Here is a 25,245-nt window from a genome sequence, read left to right on the forward strand (position 1 = left end):
GAAGAGGAGAGTTGCAGATGTATGATGTGGCAATTATTGGAGCAGGATTTGCAGGTTTAACAGCTGCTGTCCAGCTGCAGAAAGCAGGGAGAAAGATCATCCTGTTCGAACAGCAAAGCCGGGCTGGCGGACGTGCAGCCACAAAAAAGATCAAGGGTGGAAAAGCGGACTATGGTGCCCAGTTTTTTACTGTGCGAACGGAAACTTTCCAAAGAAGTGTGGATGAGTGGCTGAATAAAGGCTGGATCAAGCGTTGGTTTGGGGAGGACTATCCCCGTTATACAAGTGTGAATGGGATGGAGAGACTGGCTGAGCATTTAGCGGATAACTGTGAAGTTAAATATCAGACTAAAGTTATGAAGCTAGTTAAAGAGGGGGGAGGCTTTCAGATTCAGACTGCTGATGGAAAAGCTTTTAAGTCTGCCCGCGTCCTCCTTACGATGCCTGCGCCGCTGATGGTCAACCTTCTTAGAAATTCCGGGATAGAAGCTGAATCTTTTTCTAACCTAGTATTTAAACCTACATATGTAGGGATTTTTCATCTGGATTCTTCGGGAACTATTCCAGATTCAGGTCACTTGGATAAAGATCTGCCTGAAGGAGTTGAGAGAATTGTAGACCATTTTAAAAAAGGAATCTCTCAAACATGTCTAATCAGCGTTTATATGACAGCGGACTGGTCGGAAAATCATAACAGCAGAGAAGCAGGAGAAATCCTTACAGAAATAAAAAGTAAAATAAAGAACTATCTGCCACTGGATTCCCTTCATGAGGAGGTGCTTGAATATTGGCCATATGCTCAAGCCTCAAAAACCTTTAATGCTTCTTTTATGAAGCTGGAGGAAAATCTTTATGCCGCTGGAGATGCCTTCCTGCGGCCAGATGATTCAGCAGGACGTACACGTTTAGAAAGTGCTTTTTTATCCGGTTATGATGCGGGAAATGCCATAGAAACGGCTCTTGCACACGAAAGGGAAGAATAGGAAAAAGACCCACGGTACGAAACTGTGGGTCTAACTCGCAATCTTTTCATATTTACGCATCCGCTTTATCCGTGAGTACGTATAAACAGCAAGGCCGGACCAAATGAGCGTAAAGGACACGGCATGAACGTCTGTAAAAGGTTCATTATACAAAAAGACCCCTAGAATCAGCATAATAGTCGGTGCGAAATATTGTAAAAATCCGACCATTGAAAGGGGGATTCGCTTTGCGCCTGCGGCAAACAGCAATAAAGGGATAGCGGTGGCAATCCCTGAACCTAAGACAAATACAGTCGTCCAGGAGAACCATTCCATATTCCCCCACGAGCCTTCGACATTAGCCAAATAAAGAAGAGCCACAGGAGAGACAATCAAGGTTTCAATCATAAGACCAAACATTGCGTTAAGCGGAACGAGCTTCTTGAGCAGTCCATACAGTCCGAAGCTAAAAGCAAGCATTAACGCAATCCACGGCACAGAGCCGAAGTGAAGTGTCATATACAATACGCCGCTTCCAGCCAGGAAAAAGGCGACCCACTGCACGCGGGAAAAAGTTTCTTTTAAAACGATCATGCCTAAAAGAATACTGACGAGCGGATTAATGTAATATCCGAGACTTGTTTCAATCACATGGTTATTATTTACTCCCCAAATATAAGTGAACCAATTCGCACTGATCATGATCGAGGCCAGTGTAATACCGATCAGATTTCGTTTATTTTGAAAAAGCTGTTTGATTTCCGCTGCCAGTTGCTTATGTTTTCTGAGCAATAGTATAACAACAGCCATAAACACAGCAGACCAGACAATGCGGTGAGCTAATATCTCAAATGGAGAAATATGCTGAATTATCTTCCAGTAAATCGGCAAAAATCCCCAGAGAATATAAGCACCTGTCGTATAGATGACTCCCAGCTTGTTGTCTTCAATCATATGCATATATCCTTTCCTCATATCAATAAGGCTATTTTAGCCAACTAAAGGATATAAGAAAAGGAAATTGCTTACAGGCAGTAAAAAAGGATCTCAAGATGCTGAACAAAGCAGGCTTGAGATCCTTTTTTATAATTATTTTACGGCTGGTCTGTGGAACCCTGTTCGTAGTAATCCTCAATTGGAAGGTGGCGAAGTTCATCAGTATCGCTGTAGGCGATTTTTTTCAATGGATGTTTCGCCGGCCCCTCCATAACGTGACCATCGTAAGAGAAACGAGAGCCGTGGCATGGACAGTCCCAGCTGTGTTCGGCACTGTTCCATTCGACTTCACATCCCATGTGTGTACAGGTCGTGTCTAACACATGAAGTTCGCCATTTTCGTCTTTATAAGCGCCAGCACGTTCACCTTTCCATTGAACGACAGCCCCTTCTCCTTTAAGAAGCGCTTGTGGACGGGTGCCGACAAGCTCAATTTTACCTTCAATAAGGTGTCCAGCTACATTCATATTATTTTTCAAGAATGCTTTCATGCTCGGATCAGCTTTAAAACGTGATGGTGTGAACAGAGAATGGTAAAGGGATTCCCGTCCCATGATGTAATCGGTAATCAATTCCCCGGCAACTCTGCTGTTTGTCATCCCCCATTTTCTAAACCCGGTCGCTACATAAATCCGTGTATTTCCTTTTTGGATAGGACCGATATAAGGCACCTTATCAAGCGTCATTAAATCCTGTGCGGACCATTTAAAAGGCTTACTCTTTATACCGAACATCCTTTGAGCAAAATCCTCAAGCTTCTCATAGTGGGATAAATGCTCTCCGCCTTCACCTGTTCGATGGTTTTCTCCTCCAATAATCAGTACTTGTCTGCCGTCATATTCAGCAGATCGGACAGAGCGGGATGGGGTGTCGACTGATAAATACATGCCGCCTTTCCATTCGGTTTCAGGTTCAACAGCTATGGCATAAGAACGGTCAGCATACATGCGGCTGAAGTAGAACCCTCTCCCGTCATGGAATGGAAAGTGAGAGCAGATAATAAGTGAATCGCAAGTAAGTGTGACATCCTGTCCAGTTACAATTTCGATACGGTCTTTTTCATAAACTTTAACGGCTTTTGTTTTCTCGTAAACCTTACCGCCGAGATTCTGAAATTCTTCGAGAAGAGCTGTTAAGTATTGGACAGGGTGGAACTGGGCCTGGTGCTTCATCGCCAGTACTGCGGTTGTCTGTTCGGGAAAAGGAACTTTATCAACCAGTCCGCCCTTTACTCCCAAAAGTTCATAAGCTTTATTTTCCTTCTCAAGCTTAAGTGCCCCTTCAGAGGTAGTTGCATATAAATAAGCATCCTCACGCTTCCACTGACAGGAAATATTAAGCTCCTGGATCGTTTTTTCGATAGAAGAAATAGCATCTTCCTGTGCTCTGTAATAAAGAGCCGCATTGTCTTCACCGAAGTGCTGAATCAGTTCATCATAAATTACATCATGCTGTGCTGTTACTTTCGCTGTCGTATGTCCACTTGTTCCGTTTAGTAAGTGATCAGCTTCTAGCAAAACAACCTGTTTACCTTCTTTAGCGAGTAAATAGGCTGTGGTAATCCCGGTAATTCCTCCACCTACTACAGCAACCTCCGTGTCTTCAGAATTCTTCAGGGGTTCAAATGAAGGAAGATTGGCATTCTTTCTCCATAGCGATTCAGGGTGAGACCAGTCTAGTTTGTCATTCATTGAAGATCCTCCTATTTCCAACTTTCTATTCAGTTTGTCCTAATCAAGGGAAAACATGTAAAAAGATTGGACGAATAAGGAAACTTCTGGTATTGTGTAAAAGATGCCGATGTACGGATTTATTTTTTTGTTATTTAGTTACCTAGGTAATGATTGATTGGAGGTTATTCATTGTCACTTGTTTTTCACCACATTCAGCAGCTGTCCAGGGATGTGAATCAATACTTAAATCGAGCACTTAAAGATGAACCTATTTATATGTCGCACTGGGCGGTTATTTATCAGCTGCATGAGCAGGAGCCGCTTACCCAGACAGAGTTAAAGGAAAGGCTGAACATTGAAGCTCCGCCTTTGTCGAGAACGATCAAACGGCTCGAAGAATTGAAATACATCAGAAAAACCAGCAGTTCAGATAAAAGAAGGAATGAACTGTTTCTTACTTCTGAAGGAAAAGCGAATTTTCCAAGGTGGCAGCAAGCGATCCAATCAGCAGAGGATGGTCTGATAGAAAAGTTTGGAGAGAGCAGCAAGCAGGAACTGGATCATTTAGTTATGTCGCTTACCACAATCATTCGCACACAAGGAGGAAAAAAATAGATTGACTACGAAACGAGCGAGATTATGGACTTGGAGTTTTATGAATGTCTGGATTAGTAATTTCTTTATTTTTCTTGTATTTTATCTTTTGTTTGTGACGATGCCCATTTATATTATGAAAGGTATTGGCGGAGGAGAAGGAGCCGCAGGACTTGTAATTACGGTATTTTTGCTGGCAGCGATTTTAATTCGTCCTCTGTCAGGCCATTGGGTGGAAACAATTGGACGAATACCGGTATTATACACATCGATTATTATATTTTTCATCAGTTCCGGACTGTATATGGTGACAGAGTCACTGCCGCTTCTGCTAGCGATTCGGTTTTTACACGGCGTTGGTTTTGGAATGGCCACGACTGTTTTAGGAGCCCTGGCAGCTGATGTAGTACCAGATCAAAGAAAAGGGGAAGGCATGGGGTATTTTGCGATGTCCATGAACTTCGCTATGGTTGTAGGTCCCTTTTTAGGATTAACCCTTATCCAAAACTTCAGCTATTCTGTAATGTTTATAAGCTGTCTAGTGGCTTCGGGCATTGCTTTAATCACCGGAGGATTACTAAGGAATTCTGAAGTGAAAGAAAAGGGATCGTTTGATAGAGAAAGCATGGTGCCAAAGGTAAGTGGATTGTTTGAAAAGGAAGTCATCCCGATTGCCATCACAGGAGCGATCGTTGCCCTTGCTTACGCAGCTGTCCTTTCATTTGTGTCTGTCTATGCAGAAGGACTCGGTTTGGAAGAATCAGCAAGCTACTTTTTTATGGTTTATGCGATTGTCCTCTTATTATCAAGACCTTTTACCGGGAAATGGTTTGACCAATACGGAGAAAATGTCATCGTCATTCCATCCATTATCATCTTTGGTCTTGGCTTAGTCTTATTAAGTATGGCTTCTTCACCAGTAACATTACTGGCAGCCGGCGGCTTAATCGGTTTAGGGTGGGGGACAATGGTACCGTGTATGCAGACAATCGCTCTAAAAAAAGTACCGGAGCGTGCAGGATCGGCTACAGCTACCTTCTTTACTATATTTGATACCGGGGTAGGAATGGGGTCCTATATCGTTGGTTTGGCAGCTGCCGGAATCGGCTTCTCTTCTCTTTACTTTTACAGTTCATTCATTGTATTTGCTGCTGTCTTTCTATATTTTGCTCTTCATGGCAGAAGGGTTAAAGCTAATCAGCAGAAAAGCTTACATTTATCTTCTTAAAGAAAGAAAAGCCAGCCTCCTGACGGTATAGCCACAGAGACCTCACTCTGATGTACTATTCCGCTGGAGGCTTTTTTGATTCTAACTGAAAGGAGAAGACAGTTTCGTTTACCTTGATATAAAAAACGGGCCAGGGGGAAACAGCTCGCTTTCCATGGGCGAACGGTGAGCTTCCTCGAGCTTTTAGCCCTCTGGAATTTCACCTTGTTCTATCCTCCCAAACGTCGTTTCCCCTGGCCCTTTATCATTCTTTAGAGTAAAGGAACATTAACGTAAGAGGCTAAAGGTAGAGGATTTTTCTCCAAACATAGTGTTCTGTTTATACCATCAACGGTAAAGAGGCTGGGGAATGGCGAGACTCCTGCAGGGAGATAGAGCCATGGTGAGATCCGCGAGAGGAACGAGCTAGCTCACCGGCTCCCCGCGGAAAGCGAGTTATTTCCCAGCTGCTTTTCGCTAAACATGATAAACGGCACAGTCTTATCCTACTCTTAAAGTCAGAGTAGGGGAACTGACGAATTGCTGCAAGGAGAAAGGAGCCAAAGGTAAGATCCGCGAGCTCACCGGATCCATTGGAAAGTGAGCGAGTCCAGCCCTTTTTTCTTGCTGCATTAAATCGAAGTTTTCCAGATTAGAAAAAGATGTCCTCATTTTTTACTTTTTGCACTCCTTTCCTAGCAGGCCTTCGCATAGGATGATAGGGAAGGAGGTATCCTGATGAACTATCGATCAGATTCAAAATATATTCACGGCCGTCAGGCTTCCAGCTATCATGGGAGTCTGTCCGTCCCTATCTTTCAAACATCCACTTTCTCATTCCCTGAGGGGGAAGAAGGCGCCCGCAGGTTTGCTGGCGAAACAGATGGCTATATTTATTCTCGCCTAGGTAATCCAACTGTCCAGGCATTAGAAGACAGGATTGCTGCAGTGGAAGGTGGCGAAAAAGGTCTTGCTTTCGCCTCTGGTATGGCTGCTATCTCTGCAGTATTAACGGCACTTACAAAAACGGGGGATCATATTCTCTGTACAAATGGAATTTACGGATGTACGTATGGTCTTTTGCAGCTGATGGAAGAAAAATATCAAATTACTTCTTCTTTTTGCGAGATGAGGACAGCAGAACAATTACGACTGATGATTCAGCCGAATACTTCCTGCCTGTTTATAGAAACGCCGATAAATCCAACAATGCGTATCATTGATCTTGAAATGGTGGTTAAAGTGGCTAAAGAGCAGGGAATTCCTGTGGTGGTAGATAATACCTTTTCGTCTCCGTATTTACAGCAGCCTCTTATGCTTGGATGTGATATCGTCGTCCACAGTGCAACCAAATATTTATGCGGGCATGGAGATGTGGTCGGCGGCCTCGCAGTTGGAAAAGAAGAGTTTATGAAGAACCTTGCGGCTACCGTTCAGAAAGATATAGGTGGCATCATGGCCCCTTTTGATGCCTGGCTGCTTCTTCGAGGGATGAAGACATTGCCTGTCCGGATGGAGAGACATAGCGAAAATGCCGAGAAAATAATGAAAAAATTAAAAGAACATCCTGCCGTAAATGCTGTCTATTACCCTGGAGATGAAAACCATCCTGAACGCAAGATCATCCAGAAACAAATGAAAAGCGGCGGAGGAGTTATTTCTTTTTCCATTAAAGGCGATATAAGAGCTGTTATGGGCTTCATTAATCAGTTGAAATTGATCCGGATAGCTGTTAGTCTGGGAGACGCTGAAACACTAATTCAGCACCCGGCCACAATGACCCATTCCCTGATCCCTAAGTTAGAAAGGGATAAGATGGGGATTGATGAGTCATTGATCAGACTTTCTATAGGTTTAGAGAACTGGGAAGATATATGGGAAGATCTGCTGCAGGCTCTCCATATATTGGATGCCTAGTCATAGACCCATATGGCTGGATGTTCTATCCGGCCTTACATATAATTAGGTTTACAGGTGATTAATAAGGGAATCTGAAAAATACCAACAGCTTGATAGAAAGGAAGAATTTTGTATGTTAAAAAAACTATTTGGCGGTAATAAAAATGTAGAAGAAAACCTGGTAGCCCCGCTTAGCGGGAAAGTTGTTTCCTTAGATGAAGTTCCAGATCCGGTATTTAGTCAGCGTATGATGGGAGACGGTGTGGCTATTCAGCCTGATAATGGAAAAGTAGTGAGCCCTGTTGATGGTGAGATCGTTCAGCTGTTCCCGACGAACCATGCCGTGGGTATTAAGACAAAATCTGGTGTGGAAGTACTCGTTCACATTGGTCTCGAAACAGTTTCTATGGAAGGGGAAGGTTTTGAAGGCCACATTACAACCGGAGATAAAGTAAAAGCTGGTGATCATCTAATTACTTTTGATACAGCATTGGTTGAAGAAAAAGCCAAGAGTACAATTACTCCTGTGGTGATTACAAATTACGACGATATCGTAGAAAACTTTGAGCCTTCCTACAGCGATTCTGTACAGGCTGGAGAGACAAGCATCATCACTCTGAAAACAAAATAATGGAAACTTGAACCTGCTAAAAGAACCTGACGTTATTCGTTAGGTTCTTTTAGCATATCGAACAGGAGGTTTTATGTTGAACAATGAGGAACTTCTGCGACAGCAGGTAAAAGAAGAAGTGCTTGCAAAGGAGAAAACTGTAAAAAACGACCCCTACCGGTTATCCTTTCACCTTATGCCGCCAGCCGGTTTGTTAAATGATCCTAATGGGCTTGTTCACTGGCGGGGCGAGTATCATGTGTTTTATCAGTGGATGCCTTTTAAAACAGGTCATGGTGAAAAATTCTGGGGACACTACATAACGGAAGACTTTGTTAAATGGCGCCATGAGCGGCTCGCTTTAACTCCTTCAGAATGGTTTGATAAAGATGGCTGTTATTCAGGCAGTGCCGTTATTGTGGAAGATCAGCTTTATTTGTTTTACACGGGAAACGTTATTCAAGATAATGGCAAACAGGAAGAATATCAGTGCCTTGCCATTTCAGAGGACGGTATCCATTTTCATAAGCAAGGACCTGTCCTTTCCATTCCAGACGGTTTTCAAATCGCTGACTTCCGTGATCCTAAAGTATGGAAGAAAGACGGTACATGGTATATGGTGGTTGGTGGTAAAACAGATAAAGAAGAAGGAAAAGTGCTTTTATTTAAATCCGAAAGCCTGAAAGAATGGGATTTTCTTGGCCCGATTGCCGGTTCATATGAAAATGGTTTAAAAGATTTCGGTTACATGTGGGAATGTCCGGACATGTTTACATTAGACGGCCAAGATATTTTAATCGTTTCGCCTCAGGGCCTGGAGGCAGATGGGATGGATTTTGCCAACACCTATCAAAGCGGCTACTTTGCCGGTGAACTAAACGAACAGAATGCCGTGTTTACACATGGATCATTTAAAGAATTGGACCGTGGTTTTGAATTTTACGCCCCCCAGACATTTAGAGATGAAAAAGATCGGCGGATTCTAATTGGCTGGATGGGGGTGCCTGATCAATTTGAACAAGCTCATCCAACGGTTCAGAATCACTGGATTCACGCCCTCACCATTCCTAGAGAATTAAAGTGGAATGGCCGCCAGATTATCCAGGAGCCATTAAGCGAGCTGGAGACTATGAGGGAAGCCGTGCTTCTTCATTCAGAAATATCGATTGAAAATGATCAAAACGCTGTCCGAGGCATTAGCGGTCGTCCGGTAGAACTGCGAGTAGAAGTCGAAGAGTTAAACGATCAGTTTGCGATAGAATTTTTCCATTATGTTTCCCTTAGCTATACGAAAAACGATTCTATTCTCACATTATCCCGCCCTCATTTAGAAGATAAAACGAAGACAGAGTTCCGACGCGTAAAGCTGGACAACGGGCTGCGGAGCTTAAGAATTTTTATTGATACATCTTCGCTTGAGATTTTTGTAAATGATGGAGAAGAGACATTTACCTCTAGGATATATCCCGACACTGAGGACCCGGACATTCTTTTTACTTCCCTTGGAAAAACAGTTTTTTCTGTGGAACAGTGGAGGATTACAGGGTATCAAATGGAAGCAATAGGGGACGCCTAAACAAGGCGTCTTTTTTTTAGTTAATATGTTAAAATAATGAGACCTTATAATTTGTATGAAGGAGTCATAATATGCGGGATTCTAAGTTAAAAGCCAGTGATAGAAGGGAAAAGATACTAAATTTATTAAAAGAAAGGTCGGAACCAATTACCGGAGGGACACTAGCTGAACAGATGAATGTGACAAGACAGGTAATTGTTGGGGATGTCTCTCTTCTTAAAGCGAGTGGAGAGCCAATTATGGCTACAAGCCAGGGATATATTTATATGGCAGAAACGAGAGATCAGCTCCTTTTTAAAAAAACTATTGTCGTTCAGCATACGGCTGAACAGACAGAAGAGGAGCTCAATATACTGGTAGATCACGGTGTCCATGTTCTTGATGTACTGATTGAACATCCTGTGTACGGTGATTTAAAAGCAAGGCTTGAAATTGCAAGCCGCAAAGACGTCAAGAGTTTCCTCGACAGAATTGCTTCCTCTAAAGCTGCTTATCTGTTGGAGCTGACAGAAGGAATTCATTCCCATACAATCGCAGCAGCCGATGAAGACCATTTGGAAGAAGCCTTGAAGGCGCTTAGAGATAAAGGAATTCTGTTTGAATCCTGAATTAAAGGGAAATCTTTTAAACATATCTCCATACAGAAGTCGTAAGTAAAGGGTGTGACCGAGTTGGACATTATTCCATATGTAAATTTTATTCCTTATATATTTAGTACCATTATTGTATTAAACGTTCTACTTGCACTAGCGGTCATATTCCTCGAGCGTAGAGATGCCAGCTCAACATGGGCATGGCTGATGGTTCTTTTATTTCTTCCGGTCGCAGGATTTATCTTATACTTAATCTTTGGACGGCGTTTAAGTCATAAAGAAATCTTTACATGGGATAAGAAGAGCCGGCTGGGACTTCTTACAGCAGTACAGGAGCAGCTGCGCAGTATCAAAGAGCAGACGCTAAAAGTGGAAAACGAAGCCATCGTCCCATACGAAGATTTAATTTTCATGCATTTGAAAAATAACGATGCGCTCCTGACACAGGATAATGAAGTTGAAGTTTTTACCGACGGTCAAAAGAAATTCCATGCTCTCCTTGAAGATATCGAGAACGCAGAGGACCATGTTCATCTGCTTTATTATATCGTCCGTGATGATCAGCTTGGCCGGCGCCTCGCTGATGTACTGATTGAAAAAGCAAAACAAAACGTAGAAGTTAAACTTTTATATGATGATATGGGTTCTCGCAGCCTGAAACGGAAATTCGTTAGAGAACTTAAGGAAGCAGGAGCACAAGTGGAATCCTTCTTTCCGCCGCTCATCCCTAAGCTCAATATGAAAATTAATTATCGTAACCACCGTAAGCTGGCTATCATTGACGGTAAAATTGGCTATATTGGCGGATTTAATATTGGAGATGAATATCTCGGCTTTAATAAACGCTTCGGTTACTGGCGGGACACCCACCTTCGTGTAAGAGGAGGAGCTGTAAGTAACATGCAGACCCGGTTTATTCTTGACTGGAACCAGGCCTCCCACGATGATATACATTACCAGGAGCGTTACTTCCAGGCCGAAGCAAATGGCAATGTAGCGATGCAAATTGTGTCAAGCGGTCCTGATTCGGAATGGGAACAAATTAAACAAGGCTATATAAAAATGATTCTATCGGCTAAAGAATATGTATATATACAAACCCCTTATTTCATTCCGGATGACAGCCTGCTGGATGCCGTAAGAATTGCCGTTCTATCAGGTGTCGATGTTCGGATAATGATTCCTAAAATGCCGGACCATCCGTTTGTTTACTGGGCTACGTTTTCAAACGTCGGGGAACTGCTGAAAGCGGGGGCTACCGTTTATATATATCAAAAAGGTTTTCTCCACGCTAAAACAATCGTCGTTGACGGTAATATTGCCTCTGTCGGAACAGCCAATATTGACGTGCGAAGCTTCAGTCTTAACTTTGAAGTAAATGCCTTCTTATATCACCCGCAAATCGCGAATGAGCTTACTGATCGTTTTCAGGAAGATATCGTAGATTCAACGGAACTGACTTATAAATTATATAAAAAGCGGTCTCTGTGGATTCGATTCAAAGAAGCTATTGCACGGCTATTGTCGCCGATCTTATAAAAGAACTGTCTCTATTATGGAGGCAGTTTTTTTTATTAGATGAAATTGCAAGCGGGGTGGAAAGAGCGGAGAGAAGGGCCGAAAGGGAGAGGAGAAGCGTCGAAAGATCGGAGAGAAGAGCTGAAAGCGAGCGAGGAAACGTCGAAAGAAGGGAGATACACTGAAAGGGAGAGGAGAAGCGCCGAAAGATCGGAGAAAAGGGCCGAAAGCGGGCGTGGAAACGTCGAAAGAAGGGAGATGCGCCGAAAGGGAGAGGAGAAGCGTAGAAAGAGCAGAGAGAAGAGCCGAAAGCGAGCACAGCACACCGCCAAATGACCGCAAAAAAAAGAGTGCCCCATTCAGGGCACTCAAGAAAGAGAGGTATATGTTAATTATTGGGAGGAAAGCTTGAGCGAAGCTTCCATTGGTTCACCATCACGGTAAACCGTTAATGTTACACTGTCACCTTCGTCAACATCCTTGTAAAGATATTGGCGGAGACTCATGGACGAATCAATTTCTTGTCCGTCAATTTTCGTAATGACATCATATTTCTGCAATCCGGCATCAGCGGCTGGAGTGCCTTCTTCCACAGCACCGACTAGGACGCCTTGGGTTACGTCCTGCGGCAAGTTCAATTCCCCTTCCAGAACTGAACTAGGAATCTGGCTAACGTCCTGTAACTGGATGCCCATGTAAGGGCGAGTTACTTCTCCATTTTTTTCTAAATCCTCAATGACTGGCTTTGCGGTTTCCATAGGGATCGAAAAGCCGATGCCTTCTACTTGGTCCTGGGCGATTTTCATAGAGTTAATCCCTATGACTTCGCCTTGTAAATTGATCAGCGCACCGCCGCTGTTTCCTGGGTTGATCGCGGCATCAGTCTGGAGCACTTCGGTTTGCCAATCGGGTATTTGGTCACCGTTAATATCTACGGGGATATTACGCTCCAGACCGCTGACAATTCCTTTGGTGGCTGATCCGGCGAATTCCATGCCAAGCGGGTTACCGATAGCTATGGCTGTTTGACCAACCTGAATATCTCCAGGTGATCCTAGCTTAGCAACCTGTTCAACATGCTTGCCATCTATTTCTAAAACGGCCAGGTCTGTATAGGGGTCGCTTCCTTTCAATTTGGCTTTTGCTTTCGTTCCGTCATGTAAAACGACTTCAAGGGAGGAGGCATTTTTAATTACATGATGGTTTGTGACAACGAAAGCCTTACCGCCATCTTTCTTATAGATGACCCCGGATCCTGTACCGGCTTTTTCGCTACCTTGCATACCTTGTTGACTGTTAATGATGCCAACAACGGCTTCGGAGGTCTCATTGATGGCTTGAGTGACTTCTTCCTGGTCTTTTCCAAGATTCAGTTCATCAGCCTGGGCAGAGGGTTCGTTTGTACTAATGGAGATATTGATTCCCCTCCATTGGAAAACTGCTGTAATCAAGAAAACCGCAATGATAGCTCCTAATACTGCATAAGCAAAGCCGGACCGTTTACGATTTTTTTTGATGACTTGTTTTTCACCACTATTCATACGAACAATGACCCCTTTCATTTTCTTGATCAAGCATTTTCAACGAATGCCCTCTTACAGTTCATACTATACCCCGCACTTATGGCAGCCCTTTGGTGTAAATATGTAAAAAGTGTGGAATGCTCCCTTCTTACATGATTTTATGCGAAAATGGGAAGAAGAACTTATATAGAGGAGGATGCCCCATGAAACGGACCATAGGAGTAGTAGAAGATGATCCAAATATTCGTGATATTGTTAAAGCTTACTTAGATAAAGAAGGATATGAAGTAAAAACACTGAATACGGCGGAAAAAGCATGGGACTTTTTCCAGACTTCTCCTCCTGATTTATGGGTGCTTGATATAATGCTTCCTGGCATGGATGGCTATGAGTTTTGTAAAAAAATTCGGCAGACCTCAGAGGTGCCGATCATTATTATTTCCGCAAAAGATGAAGAGGTAGATAAAATCTTAGGTCTTGAGCTGGGCGGGGATGATTACTTAACGAAACCTTTTAGTCCTCGTGAACTGGTGGCCCGTGTGAAACGTCAGCTTAAGCGATGGAGTGTCATGCAGACTGACACCCAGGAGGATATGGAAGAGATCAAATCTGGTGATTTGGTTTTAAATGAAACAGAACGGAGTGCTTATTTTCAGGGGATGGAAGTAGAAGTCACAACGAAAGAATATGAGCTTTTAAAAATTCTTGCCCAGCATGAGAACAAGGCTTACAGCCGTGAAGAACTGCTAGTCAAAGTGTGGGGCGATGATTATTTCGGAAGCGACCGTGCCGTGGATGACCTGGTAAAACGCCTGCGTAAAAAGATGAAAGAGCTTCCGCTTGAAACAGTCTGGGGCCATGGATATCGGCTTCGCGGGAGCCGCAGTTAACGATGAAGCTTCAATATCAATTAAATGCGGCGTTTGCTGCGCTTATCCTCATTGTCATGTCGATCTCTGCATTTTATATTTACTCCCTTTTAATGGACATGCTTATTCAAGATGAGAGAGGTCAGCTGCAGGAACGCGCGCTTTTATTAAACCAGGTCAGTCAGGAAGAGGATACATCGGTAAGGCTGTCGCAGCTGACGGAGCTTGTACAGGATCAGAACTATCCTTTGCTTTTGTTCGATTTAAGCGAGGAACAGGTTCTGTTCAGTACTTTACCTTCAGAAACAGCGGAAGACTGGATGAACCGGTTTGAAGATGAACTTGCCAGTCAGGAGGTTTGGGAGAGTAATGGTGAGAGTTATGTCGTCTACCCGATTGCTTTCGCCCCTCACAGTGCGCAGAGAATTCTAGTTATGGCCACACCTTTAGATGATCTTCAGATTGTGCAAAACGCATTCGCCCAGCGGATGATCCGTGTCATTGTAATTGGGCTTCTGCTTGCACTGGCGGTCAGCTACTTCATGACGAACCGGCTGGTTACGCCGCTCAGCCGGCTGAAGCAGGAAGTGAAGAAGATCGAGCAGAGGAAATTCAGTGAAGTGAAGCCTGTACAATCAACAGGCGAAATTAAAGAGGTAGAGCGCAGTGTCCGTCACATGTCTGAAGAGCTGGAACGTTATATTAATACACAAAAACAATTTTTTCAAAATGCCTCTCATGAACTAAAAACCCCTCTAATGTCGATTCAAGGCTATGCGGAAGGGATAAGGGATGGGATTTTTGAAGGGAAGGACGCTGAACGCGGGCTCAATGTAATGGTCAGTGAAACGGAAAGGCTGAAGAAAATTGTAAATGAGATGATTCTGCTTGCTAAGCTGGACAGCAGTGAGGATGTCTATCGGCCGTCTGAAGTGAATCTGGCGGATTTGACAGACCAGGCTCAGGATCGTGTATATCCGCTGGCCAATGAAAAGGGAGTTGTGCTGCATTCTCGTTCCTATCACAAGTTTACAAGTTATGTTGATCCGGAAAGAGTGCTTCAAGCCTTGATTAACATTATTGGGAATGGGATAAGGCATGCTAATACCCGTGTAGATATTATTTCAAATGTTTCAAAAGATGTACTTTCTATTAAAGTGATCGATGACGGTCCGGGAATTCCCGAAGATCTGCTGCCTCAGCTGTTCCAGCGTTTTATTAAAGGGAAAGAAGGAGAGACAGGACTCGGGCTTGCGATTTCAAGAGCTATTATCGAGAGAAGCGGCGGCACGATTAGTGCCTCGAACAATGAAGAGGGATCTGGCGCAGTTTTTGAAATTAGACTGCCAAAGCGCCACCCTGACCATAAATGATATAATAACTGGATACCCAAAGAGAAAAGAGTGGTCGAGAAATGGAAAGTAAATCATGTAAACATTCATTAACCGTAAAAAATTCTCATGTTCTTCCCCCTGATACGAATAGTCATGGAACATTATTTGGCGGGAAGCTGATGGCTCATATCGACGATGTGGCGGCAATCGCTGCTGTTCGTCACTGCCGTAAGCCGGTCGTAACGGCTTCCACAGATTCCGTTGATTTTCTGCAGCCGGTGTTTGAAGGGGATACGATCTGCCTTGAAGCCTTCGTCACATGGACACACAATACATCAATGGAGGTCTTTGTTAAGGCGATTACTGAAAACCTGCTGACAGGTGATCGCAAGGTGTGTACGACTGCATTCTTATCTATGGTCGCTGTGGATGAAAATAACCAGCCGACGCCGGTACCGCCTGTCAAGCCTGAGTCTGAAGAAGAGAAATGGCTTCACGAGGGTGCTGCTAGAAGGCATGAATATCGAAAAGCAAGAAGGAAAGAGTCGAAGGAACTGGCTGAAATGTTCGGGACAGATCTTCCCTGGACCAAATAAAAATAAAACCCCTAAATCCCTTGTAAGGGATTTAGGGGTTTTTCCATTAATTCTGAGCATGGACAAGCTCTCGCTGCTTCACTTCATCCTCGCGCGTTGTGCATAGAGATTCCCATTCATAGGCAGCCCCATCCCGCATTGTAATGATGCGGTCAGCGATTGCTCGCGCATCTTCACGGTCATGGGTAACGAAAATGGAAGTAGTGCCTGTCTTTTTAATAATCTCTTTTAATTCACTGCGAATCTTAATTTGCAGGTCAGCGTCCAAATTACTGAAAGGTTCATCAAGTAATAGCAGGGAAGGGTTTGGAGCAAGCGCTCGTGCTAAAGCAATTCGCTGCTGCTGTCCGCCGCTGAGCTCGTGCGGGAAACGTTTTGCAAAGCTGCCCATATTTACAAGGGCCAATACTTCTTCTGTTCGTTCTTTTTTCGCTTTTCGACTGTATCCTTTTAACCCGAATTGAATGTTCTCAGCTACTGTCATATGGGGGAAAAGAGCATAGTCTTGAAATACCATGCCAATTCCGCGTTTCTCAGGCAGAATGAAATGCCGGTCGTCGGTCATCACTTTATCGTTGATCAAAATATTTCCGCCGCTCGGCGTTTCAAGTCCGCACAACAATCGGAGAACCGTGCTTTTCCCGCTGCCGCTTTCTCCTAAAATTGAAATGATTTCGCCTTGTTCAATCTCTAAACAGAAGTCCTGAATCGTCTTATGAGCAGAATTGGGATAGTTGAAACAGAGATTTTGAATTTGAATGAACATATCAGTTCGGCTCCTTTTCTAAAACTTGGTGAAAGAAATAAATGGCGATGGCACTGATAACAACTATAATAATCGATGCCAGGGAAGCTTCATGTATTTTTTCATCACTGGCGTAACGATAAGCATTTGTGGAGAGTGTTTCAAAATTAAAAGGCCTCAAAATCAAAGTCAGCGGAAGCTCTTTAATAATCTCGATAAAAGCTAGGATAAAACCAGTGATAAGAGGTCCCCTGATCATTTTTAAATCGACTTTGAAAAAGGTCTTTGTTACATTCATCCCAAGCATTCGGGAGGCTTCTGTAAACTTATTGCCGACTTTGTCAAAACCGGCTTCAATCGAGTTAAAGGAAACCGCCAGAAAACGGATCACATACGCTGATATTAACATAAATAAGCTGGTACTGATAAATAAGGATGTGTTCACCCCGGCCATTTCATAAATTTCAAATAGCAGGTTGTCAATTTCGATAAACACAGTGCTGATCCCAACTGCAATGACAGCACCGGGAATGGAATAACCTAAAATTGTTACCCGAGCGGCCGATTTGGAAACAAGGCTGTAATGCATTCGGGCAAAATTAGCAATAATTACTGCGAATATTGTAATCATGGCTGCACCTGCAAAGGAAACAAACAGAGAATTTCTAATCAATTCAAAAAAGGCAGAAGACATCATTTTTTCAAAGGTTAAAACCATCCAGGCTCCTAGCTGGACAGTCGGGATGATAAACCCTGCGGCAAAAATAAACCCAGCATAGGCAAAGGCAGTCCAGGCTCTAACCCCTTTTAATTTTATCGGCTTCAGCGGTCGCACCTTAGTTGTCGAGTAACTATATTTTTTACGCCCTCTAAGGACCTTTTCCAATACTAAAATGGCGAAGACGATAAACATCAGTGTAGCTGAGAGTTTAATGGCTGCGTTTAAATCTCCCATTCCAAACCAAGTTTGAAAGATAGCTGTACTGAAAGTAGGGACACCAAAATATTGGACGAGACCATAATCATTTAGTACTTCAAGCAGCACGAGGCTCACACCGCCAACGATAGCTCCTCTTGAGATCGGGAGCACGACACGGAAGAAAATAGAGTAAGGCCCTCTGCCGAGCAGTCTTGCATTCTCAATAAGGGAAGCCGACTGGTTTTGCAGAAAAGCTCTGGTAATCATGTATACATAAGGAAACAGGAATAATGTAAATATGAAAACAGCCCCTGGAAGGTGAAGGATATTTAGATAATCCTGATTAATCTTCAGATGAAAGCTTTCCCTCAAAGTCGTCTGGATAACTCCCGTATAGCTGAGCATGCCATTGTACGTATACCCTGCGATATAAGGGGGAATCGCCAGCGGGAGAATTAACCCCCACTTGAAGAACTTTTTTAGAGGAAAGTCATATGCCGATACAAGCCATGCAAGACTTGTCCCTATAACAATTGATAAGAAGCCTGTAAATATAATAAGAAGGCTGGTGTTTTTTAATAGATTGGGCAGAATGAATTCCTGTATATGCGGCCAGTTTTCAGCTTTCTCAGTGAAGAAGCTGATGAGTATCGTGACGTTTGGCAGTAAAATGAGGACAACGATTAACATGGTAAGTATTGTCCACATGTTCATATATCCTGGAAGTTTTCGGAAAAGCTTCAAAACGGACACGTCCTTTAAAAAATATACCTGTATAAAAAGCGTACCGTTCTATCATATCAGGTCTAGAGCTTTATTGTATATACATGAAAGGCCGTCCTTTTATAAAGGACGGCAGAGGAGGGGCGGATTACTTCCAGCCCACTTCATTCATAATTTGAATAGCTTTTGAATTGTTTTCACCTAGCTCGCCCAGGTTTAAGTCCTGCTCTTTAAATTCTCCCCACTCTTTAAGAGTTTCGGAAGCCTCAACGTTTTCGTTTACAGGATATTCATAGTTAGCTTCGGCAAATTTCCCTTGAGCTTCTTCTTTAGAAAGGAATTCCATGAATTTCTGAGCTTCTTCGGTATTTTTGCTGCTCGACGCAAGGCCGACACCACTAATATTAATGTGAGTTCCTGTTGTATCCTGGTTAGGGAAGATAACTCCAAGGTTTTTGGCTACTTCTACTTCCGACTCGTCTTCGGAGTGAAGCATCTGTCCAAGGTAGTAAGTGTTCATAACAGCAACATCGCCTTCACCTGCAGCGATACCTTTTGCCTGATCGCGGTCACCGCCCTGAGGGTCGCGAGCCATGTTATCTACGATTCCTTGTGCCCATTCTTTGGCCTTTTCTTCACCTTCAAGAGAAATCATAGAAGCAAGTAATGACTGATTATAAATATTTTCAGAAGAACGGATGAGTACTTTATCCTGCCACTCATCTTTTGTCAGGTCATCGTACGTTTTAATATCATCTGGGTTAACTGTATCTTTGTTATAAACAATCACACGTGCACGTTTTGTAAGACCGAACCACTCATTTTCTTCATCACGAAGTTTTTCAGGAACATTCTTATTTAAAACTTCACTTTCTACAGGCTGAAGTAGATCGTCAGTTTTTGCACGGTGCAGGCGGCCGGCATCAGCAGTGATTAGTAGGTCAGCCTCAGAGGCTTTTCCTTCACGCTTCATGCGGGCAATTAATTCATCATCCTTACCTTCGATCACATTTACTTTAATTCCGGTTTCTTCAGTAAATTGATCATATAACTCCTGGTCAGTATCATAATGGCGCCCTGTATATAAGTTAATCTCACCAGCATCCTCGTTTTTCTGAGCTTCTTCATTTTCTCCCTCTGAAGAAGAGTCATCTTCCTGGCTGCTGCCGCAAGCGGCTAATGCTAAAGCGGAAAGAAACAATAAACTAAATAAAATCCATTTCTTCAAATCTCTCACCTCATATGTAATATTCTTAATTGAAAATGATTTTCAATGTCAATTCAATATTTTACTTGATTAAAAGGCAATGTCAAGAGGGTAATTTGCAATTAGATGAATTTTCCAAAAAAGATCCTTAGAGTACATTTCCTATATTGCAAATTATGATAAAGTATCATAGGGCAGGTGTTTAACTGTTCCTGAAGAAGGGAAATAAATCATCATTGTAAATTAATTACAGTCAGTGGAGGTGGACGCTTTGGAGAGCGTAATATCATTTTTAAACACCATTATCTGGGAATACATCCTTATTATTGTTTTATTAGGTCTTGGATTATTTTTTACCATACGTCTTGGATTTGCACAGTTTACTTATATTCCGGAAATGTTCAAAGTTCTATTTGATAAACGGGCCATCTCAACATCCGGCAAGAAGGGAACGTCTCCTTTCCAGGCATTCGCTATTAGTACAGCTTCGCGTGTCGGTACAGGGAACTTAGCTGGTGTGGCGGCAGCTATAACGATAGGTGGGCCTGGTGCTGTATTTTGGATGTGGCTCGTGGCTATTTTAGGAGGAGCTTCGAGTTTTATTGAAAGTACTTTAGCACAAATATTTAAAGTGCCGGAGAAAAACCAGTACAGAGGTGGTCCGGCATATTATATGGAAAAAGGATTAAAAAATAGGAAGCTCGGAATTATCTTTGCAATTACAATTACATTTACTTATGGACTTGTGTTCAGTTCTGTGCAGTCCAATACGATCCGTCTCGCTTTTGAACAATCTTTTAATATGGATAAATGGGTATTAGGCGGAATTTTGACGGTAATCGTAGCACTTATTATATTTGGCGGTTTAAAGAGAATTGCTCAGGTTACTCAAATTATCATCCCAGTTATGGCAATTTTCTATATTATTCTAGCAGGTTATGTGGTAGTCGGTAATTTGGGAGCCATACCGGGAATGTTTTCTTTAATCTTCCAAAGTGCCTTTGGATTTGAGCAGTTTGCCGGCGGTACATTTGGCGGTATGATTTTAATTGGTGTCCAGCGAGGCCTTTTCTCCAACGAAGCAGGTATGGGTAGTGCTCCCAACGCAGCCGCAACTTCTGAGGTCTCTCACCCTGTGAAGCAGGGATTGATCCAGACACTAGGAGTATTTGTGGATACTCTTGTTATTTGTAGTGCAACTGCTGTAATAATCTTAATATCCGGAGAGTACTTCAATTCTGATCTGGATGGTATTCAGGTCACTCAGCTTGCATTTGAAACAGAGCTTGGCACTTGGGCGGCTATCTTTATAGCGATAGCGATCTTCTTGTTTGCCTTTAGTTCTATCATTGGGAATTACTATTATGGTGAAACGAATATTGAATTTATTAAAACAAGCTCCAGCTACATGTTGATTTACCGTTTAGCGGTATTGGCTATGGTTATGTTTGGCGCAGTTGCTGAATTTGGGCTTGTCTGGTCTCTGGCTGACCTTACGATGGGGATTATGGCATTAATTAACTTGTTCGCCATTTTCATGCTTTCAAAAGTGGCCTATGCGGCATTGAAAGATTATGCACGTCAACGTAAGCAAGGAAAAGATCCGGTGTTTTACCAGGATCATCTGCCGGGAGTGGATGGCATGGAATATTGGAGAAGAGACCAGTCTTCCGAGAAAGAAGCTATCAAATAAAATGAAAGCAAGTAAAGACTGTAAGGAGGATGGTTCTCCTGCAGTCTTTTTTGATTCCATTCTTCATTAAAAGCTTTGGTTTATCAAGAGATTTTTTTGAAGTTACTTATGAAAACTTCAGCTTCTGAGAAGACCCCTTTTTTCAAAGAACCACTTCTCCTGTGATAAAGTAGTAATAGATTGATAATTAAAGGGTGAACATAATGAGCATTTTAACTTTCGAACAGCTGAGCAAAAGCTATGGAGATAAAGATTTATTTAATGATCTAACATTTACCATATCAAACGGCCAAAGAATCGGTCTGATTGGCGTAAACGGGACAGGCAAATCGACACTTTTAAAAATTATTGCCGGAATAGAATCCGGAGATACCGGAAGTAAAAAGCACGCCAAAGACTTTGCCATCGAATATTTGACCCAGGAGCCTGAACTTAATTCAGAGCTGCCAGTGCTAGAGCAGATTTATTATGGCGATTCAGAGATTATGACAGCGATCAGAGAATATGAAGAAGTCCTTCAGCAGCTTGCTAAAGATCCCGAAAATCCTGAAATTCTGGATAAAATGATGTCAAAACAGCAGAAGATGGATCATACAGAAGCATGGGAAGCCAATACTGCCGCAAAAACGATATTAACCAAACTAGGTATTGAGATATTTGATCAGAAAATCGGTCAGCTTTCCGGTGGCCAGAAGAAACGTGTCGCCATTGCAAAGGCCCTTATACAGCCGGCCGATCTGCTTCTGCTGGATGAGCCGACAAACCACCTTGATAATGAAACAATTGAATGGCTGGAAGAATATTTGTCCCATTATAAAGGGGCTTTAATAGTAGTTACTCACGATCGTTACTTTTTAAATAGAGTCAGCAATTTAATCTATGAACTCGACAAAGGGCGGTTATTTACTTACCAGGGAAACTATGAAACTTTTCTAGAAAAGAAAGCGGAACGGGAAGAATGGGAAAGACAAGCAGAGCAGAAGCATCAAAATACGTTAAGACGGGAGCTTGCCTGGCTGAAGCGTGGCGCAAAAGCGAGAACAACTAAACAAAAGGCCCGCAAGCAGAGAGTAGAAGAAATGCAGGACCAGACCTTTACTAATGAAAAAAGTAATGTAGACATGTCTATCGGGTCTACCCGCCTTGGTAATGATGTAATTGAACTAAAGAATATTTCCCATACCTACGGCGCAGGAACTCTCCTTGAACATTTTAACTATTTGGTGATCACTCAGGAACGGATTGGGATAATAGGGCCAAATGGTTCCGGAAAAACGACACTGCTGAATATTATGGCAGGCCGTGTCACTCCTGACCATGGTGAAATTTCTGTAGGAAGCACTGTGAAAATAGGTTATTATACACAGGATCATGAAGAGATTGATGGGTCCCTTAAGGTCATTGAATATATTAAAGAAGCTGCTGAAGTGATTACTACAGCTGAGGGCGAGGTCATTACAGCAGAGCAGATGCTTGAAAGATTTCTATTCCCGCGTTCCCATCAATGGACATATATTCAGCGATTGTCCGGTGGAGAAAGACGTCGGTTATATTTACTTCGTGTTCTTATGACTGAGCCGAACGTATTGTTCTTGGATGAGCCTACCAATGATCTTGATACAGAGACGCTGAGCGTACTGGAAGAATATCTCGAACATTTTCCGGGAGTTGTGATTACCGTTTCCCACGACCGCTATTTTCTAGATCGTGTCGTAGAGAAGCTGCTTGCATTTAAAGGGGAAGGTGAAGTAGAGCGATTTTACGGAAACTACTCCGAATATTTAGAGAAAACAAAGGCTGAAAAAACTGTAAAAACAAAAGAAAAACCGTCATTCTCGGCTCAAAGGGCGACTCGCCGTTCCAACCGTAAGCGGAAGCTTTCTTATCGTGAACAGCAGGAATGGGAGTCGATAGAAGATGAAATAGCAGCCATCGAAGAGAAAATCGATCAGATTAATAAAGAAATGGCTGCCGCGGCCGCCGATTACAGCAAGGTAGAAGAGTTATCGAAAGAAAAAGCAGAGCATGATCAGGAGTTGGAACAAAAAATGGAACGCTGGGAAGAGCTTTCTATAATTATTGAGGAAATGGAAGAAGAATAAACAGCCTGAGGAGTCAGCCCCAGGTTGTTTTATTTTCGTCTGAAAACATCAGACATTTTGTGAAATAACGTAAAATGTGGAATAATGAGAGCGGATACAATGTTATTACATAAAGAGGAGAGAAGATATATGATGAAGTTTCCGAGCCAGGAAAAATTAGAAAAATATGCCGAGCTTGCCCTGAAAACAGGAGTGAATTTGCAAGAGGATCAGCGTCTGATGATCAACTCTACAGTCGAAGGAGCTCTGTTTACAAGAATTGTGGCAAGAAAAGCCTATGAGATGGGAGCTAAGGATGTAAACGTAGTATGGGCAGATGATGAATTGTCCCGTCTTCGTTATGAAAATGCGGATACAGAAGTACTAAAAACAGTGCCTGAATGGGAGCAGAAAATGTTTGATTTCTTCGGAGAAGAAGGTGCGGCTGTTTTATCGATCCGCTCAACCGATCCTGACTTGTTAAAAGGAATCGATGCAGGGAAAATAGCTGCCGCTAACAAAGCAAGAGCAGAAGCAATGTCGAACTTCCGCAGTTATACAATGAATGACCGTATTCAGTGGAGCATTATCAGCATCCCTATTCCGGCATGGGCAAAAAAAATATTCCCAAATGAAACAGAAGAGGAAGCCATAGACAAGCTTTGGGAAGAGATCTTCAGCATTGTCCGTGTGGATCAGGAAGATCCTGTGGCTGCATGGGAAAAACACAACGCTACACTGGATAAAGTGGGTAAATATTTAAATGATAAGCAATATAAAAAGCTTGTCTACAATGCTCCGGGAACGGAACTGGAAGTAGAGCTTCCGAAGTCTCATATTTGGAAAGGCGGCGCGTCAAAAACCGAGAAACAACAGGTTACCTTTAACCCGAACATGCCGACAGAAGAAGTGTTTACCGCTCCACATAAATACGGTGTTAATGGTCATGTGTCGAGCACTAAACCATTAAATTATGGCGGCAACGTTATTGATAATTTCACACTCACATTCAAAGATGGTAAAGTCGTGGACTTTAAGGCAGAGCATGGAGAAGAAACGCTTCGTCATCTTCTGGATACGGATGAAGGTTCAAAACACTTAGGGGAAATGGCGCTTGTTCCTCATGAATCACCCATCTCCCAGTCAGGTCTGATTTTTTATAATACACTTTATGATGAAAATGCCTCCTGCCATCTGGCCTTAGGAAAAGCCTACCCGAACAATGTGGAAGGTGGGTCTGACATGAGTAACGAAGAACTGGATAAAAACGGTGTCAACGACAGCCTGAGCCACGTAGATTTTATGATGGGATCAGGTGAACTCGACATCGATGGTTATCTTGAAGATGGCACGAAAGAAGCAGTTATGAGAAAAGGAAGCTGGGCGATTGAGTTTTAATTTGTAAGAGACTGTTTTGCTCAGGCCGGGAATCTTTCCCTTGCCTCGCTTTTCTCAATGGTAAGGTGATAGAGAAAGGGCTGATCCGTTTATCGAGTAAGAAAAAAGCGGCTGGGAAATAGCTCGCTTTCCACGGGGAGCCGGTGAGCTAGCTCGTTACACTCGCGGATCTCACCCTGGCTCTTCTCCCTGCAGGAGTCTCGCCATTTCCCAACCGCTTTATTATTGGTGGTATAAACGGAGCGCTGTAGTTTCAGTAAATGCTATTTAGGAAATGATCTTTTCTTACTCAGTGTTCCGTTACTCCTAGTAAACGCAAAGGGCCAGGGGAAACGGCGAGACTCCTACCATGAAAATAAAGTTCTATAATATGGAAAAATGGCAATACTAAAGTAGACGCAGCTCATTCTTCTTTTTTCGAGGAGAGCGTCTTATACAAATGGCTAGTGAGTTGGAGGGTGGAGTTAAGATACCTTTGGTTCCTCAATCGTCACGGTGTAACCTAAACCCTCTAACCTACGCAATGAGT

Annotated in this window: 20 protein-coding genes; 14 read left to right on the top strand and 6 right to left on the bottom strand. The window is 42.9% G+C overall.

The features are described from left to right. Nucleotides 1-17 precede the first annotated feature (17 nt). Nucleotides 18-983: an NAD(P)/FAD-dependent oxidoreductase gene (locus tag B7E06_RS02630; protein WP_082232534.1), complete on the top strand. Its 966-nt coding sequence runs from the start codon at nt 18-20 to the stop codon at nt 981-983. Between the two features lie 30 nt (nt 984-1,013). On the opposite strand, the gene rarD is transcribed toward B7E06_RS02630, so the two are convergent. Next, nucleotides 1,014-1,922 carry an EamA family transporter RarD gene (gene rarD, locus B7E06_RS02635; protein ID WP_342743615.1) on the bottom strand — a complete coding sequence of 303 codons (909 nt, stop codon included), beginning with the start codon at nt 1,920-1,922 and terminating at the stop codon, nt 1,014-1,016. 134 nt (nt 1,923-2,056) lie between these two features. Continuing rightward, nucleotides 2,057-3,649 (bottom strand): FAD-dependent oxidoreductase, encoded by a 1,593-nt coding sequence (locus tag B7E06_RS02640; protein ID WP_082232535.1) that lies wholly within the window; start codon nt 3,647-3,649, stop codon nt 2,057-2,059. Nucleotides 3,650-3,820: 171 nt separating this feature from the next. Between B7E06_RS02640 and B7E06_RS02645 the strand changes: the two genes are divergently transcribed. From B7E06_RS02645 to cls, 7 genes are all read left to right on the top strand, one after another. Further along, complete coding sequence (locus tag B7E06_RS02645) at nt 3,821-4,246, top strand: MarR family winged helix-turn-helix transcriptional regulator (RefSeq protein WP_082232536.1); 426 nt, start codon at nt 3,821-3,823, stop codon at nt 4,244-4,246. Nucleotide 4,247: 1 nt separating this feature from the next. Beyond that, nucleotides 4,248-5,453, top strand: a complete 1,206-nt coding sequence (locus tag B7E06_RS02650) for an MFS transporter (RefSeq protein ID WP_245807656.1) — start codon at nt 4,248-4,250, stop codon at nt 5,451-5,453. Between the two features lie 717 nt (nt 5,454-6,170). Continuing rightward, nucleotides 6,171-7,349: a methionine gamma-lyase gene (gene megL / locus B7E06_RS02660; protein WP_082232538.1), complete on the top strand. Its 1,179-nt coding sequence runs from the start codon at nt 6,171-6,173 to the stop codon at nt 7,347-7,349. Between the two features lie 115 nt (nt 7,350-7,464). After that, nucleotides 7,465-7,962, top strand: a complete 498-nt coding sequence (locus B7E06_RS02665; protein WP_082232539.1) for a PTS sugar transporter subunit IIA — start codon at nt 7,465-7,467, stop codon at nt 7,960-7,962. 73 nt (nt 7,963-8,035) lie between these two features. Beyond that, entirely contained in the window at nt 8,036-9,517 is a 1,482-nt protein-coding gene (locus B7E06_RS02670) for a glycoside hydrolase family 32 protein (RefSeq protein ID WP_082232540.1), read from the top strand. 71 nt (nt 9,518-9,588) lie between these two features. Beyond that, nucleotides 9,589-10,125: a transcription repressor NadR gene (locus B7E06_RS02675; protein ID WP_082232541.1), complete on the top strand. Its 537-nt coding sequence runs from the start codon at nt 9,589-9,591 to the stop codon at nt 10,123-10,125. 63 nt (nt 10,126-10,188) lie between these two features. After that, nucleotides 10,189-11,649 (top strand): cardiolipin synthase, encoded by a 1,461-nt coding sequence (gene cls / locus B7E06_RS02680; protein WP_245807657.1) that lies wholly within the window; start codon nt 10,189-10,191, stop codon nt 11,647-11,649. A gap of 371 nt (nt 11,650-12,020) precedes the next feature. Here the strand turns inward: cls and B7E06_RS02690 are convergent, their stop codons facing one another. Then, a complete protein-coding gene (locus B7E06_RS02690) occupies nt 12,021-13,079 on the bottom strand; it encodes a S1C family serine protease (RefSeq protein ID WP_245807658.1) in 1,059 nt (352 codons plus the stop codon). Between the two features lie 275 nt (nt 13,080-13,354). On the opposite strand from B7E06_RS02690, the gene B7E06_RS02695 reads away from it, so the two are divergent. The 3 genes from B7E06_RS02695 to B7E06_RS02705 are packed head-to-tail and all read left to right on the top strand — an operon-like array spanning nt 13,355 to nt 15,950. Continuing rightward, nucleotides 13,355-14,041 (top strand): response regulator transcription factor, encoded by a 687-nt coding sequence (locus B7E06_RS02695; protein WP_082232544.1) that lies wholly within the window; start codon nt 13,355-13,357, stop codon nt 14,039-14,041. A 2-nt stretch (nt 14,042-14,043) separates the two neighbouring features. Continuing rightward, a complete protein-coding gene (locus tag B7E06_RS02700; RefSeq protein ID WP_082232545.1) occupies nt 14,044-15,393 on the top strand; it encodes a sensor histidine kinase in 1,350 nt (449 codons plus the stop codon). A 41-nt stretch (nt 15,394-15,434) separates the two neighbouring features. Further along, complete coding sequence (locus B7E06_RS02705; RefSeq protein WP_082232546.1) at nt 15,435-15,950, top strand: acyl-CoA thioesterase; 516 nt, start codon at nt 15,435-15,437, stop codon at nt 15,948-15,950. 46 nt (nt 15,951-15,996) lie between these two features. Here the strand turns inward: B7E06_RS02705 and B7E06_RS02710 are convergent, their stop codons facing one another. From B7E06_RS02710 to B7E06_RS02720, 3 genes are all read right to left on the bottom strand, one after another. Continuing rightward, nucleotides 15,997-16,716, bottom strand: coding sequence for an ABC transporter ATP-binding protein (locus B7E06_RS02710; protein WP_082232547.1), 720 nt, complete (start codon nt 16,714-16,716; stop codon nt 15,997-15,999). 1 nt (nt 16,717) lies between these two features. After that, nucleotides 16,718-18,328, bottom strand: a complete 1,611-nt coding sequence (locus B7E06_RS02715) for an ABC transporter permease (RefSeq protein ID WP_082235878.1) — start codon at nt 18,326-18,328, stop codon at nt 16,718-16,720. A gap of 157 nt (nt 18,329-18,485) precedes the next feature. Next, the gene (locus tag B7E06_RS02720; protein WP_179133928.1) at nt 18,486-19,565 is read right to left on the bottom strand and encodes a Fe(3+) ABC transporter substrate-binding protein; all 1,080 of its coding nucleotides are present in this window, start codon (nt 19,563-19,565) and stop codon (nt 18,486-18,488) included. Nucleotides 19,566-19,806: 241 nt separating this feature from the next. Between B7E06_RS02720 and B7E06_RS02725 the strand changes: the two genes are divergently transcribed. From B7E06_RS02725 to B7E06_RS02735, 3 genes are all read left to right on the top strand, one after another. Continuing rightward, a complete protein-coding gene (locus B7E06_RS02725; protein ID WP_143414443.1) occupies nt 19,807-21,237 on the top strand; it encodes an alanine/glycine:cation symporter family protein in 1,431 nt (476 codons plus the stop codon). A gap of 203 nt (nt 21,238-21,440) precedes the next feature. Further along, nucleotides 21,441-23,339: an ABC-F family ATP-binding cassette domain-containing protein gene (locus B7E06_RS02730; protein WP_082232550.1), complete on the top strand. Its 1,899-nt coding sequence runs from the start codon at nt 21,441-21,443 to the stop codon at nt 23,337-23,339. A 132-nt stretch (nt 23,340-23,471) separates the two neighbouring features. Beyond that, complete coding sequence (locus B7E06_RS02735; RefSeq protein WP_082235879.1) at nt 23,472-24,716, top strand: aminopeptidase; 1,245 nt, start codon at nt 23,472-23,474, stop codon at nt 24,714-24,716. Nucleotides 24,717-25,245 lie beyond the last annotated feature (529 nt).

This window comes from Halobacillus massiliensis (assembly GCF_900166625.1).
In the GTDB taxonomy this organism is placed as follows: domain Bacteria; phylum Bacillota; class Bacilli; order Bacillales; family Halobacillaceae; genus Halobacillus_A; species Halobacillus_A massiliensis.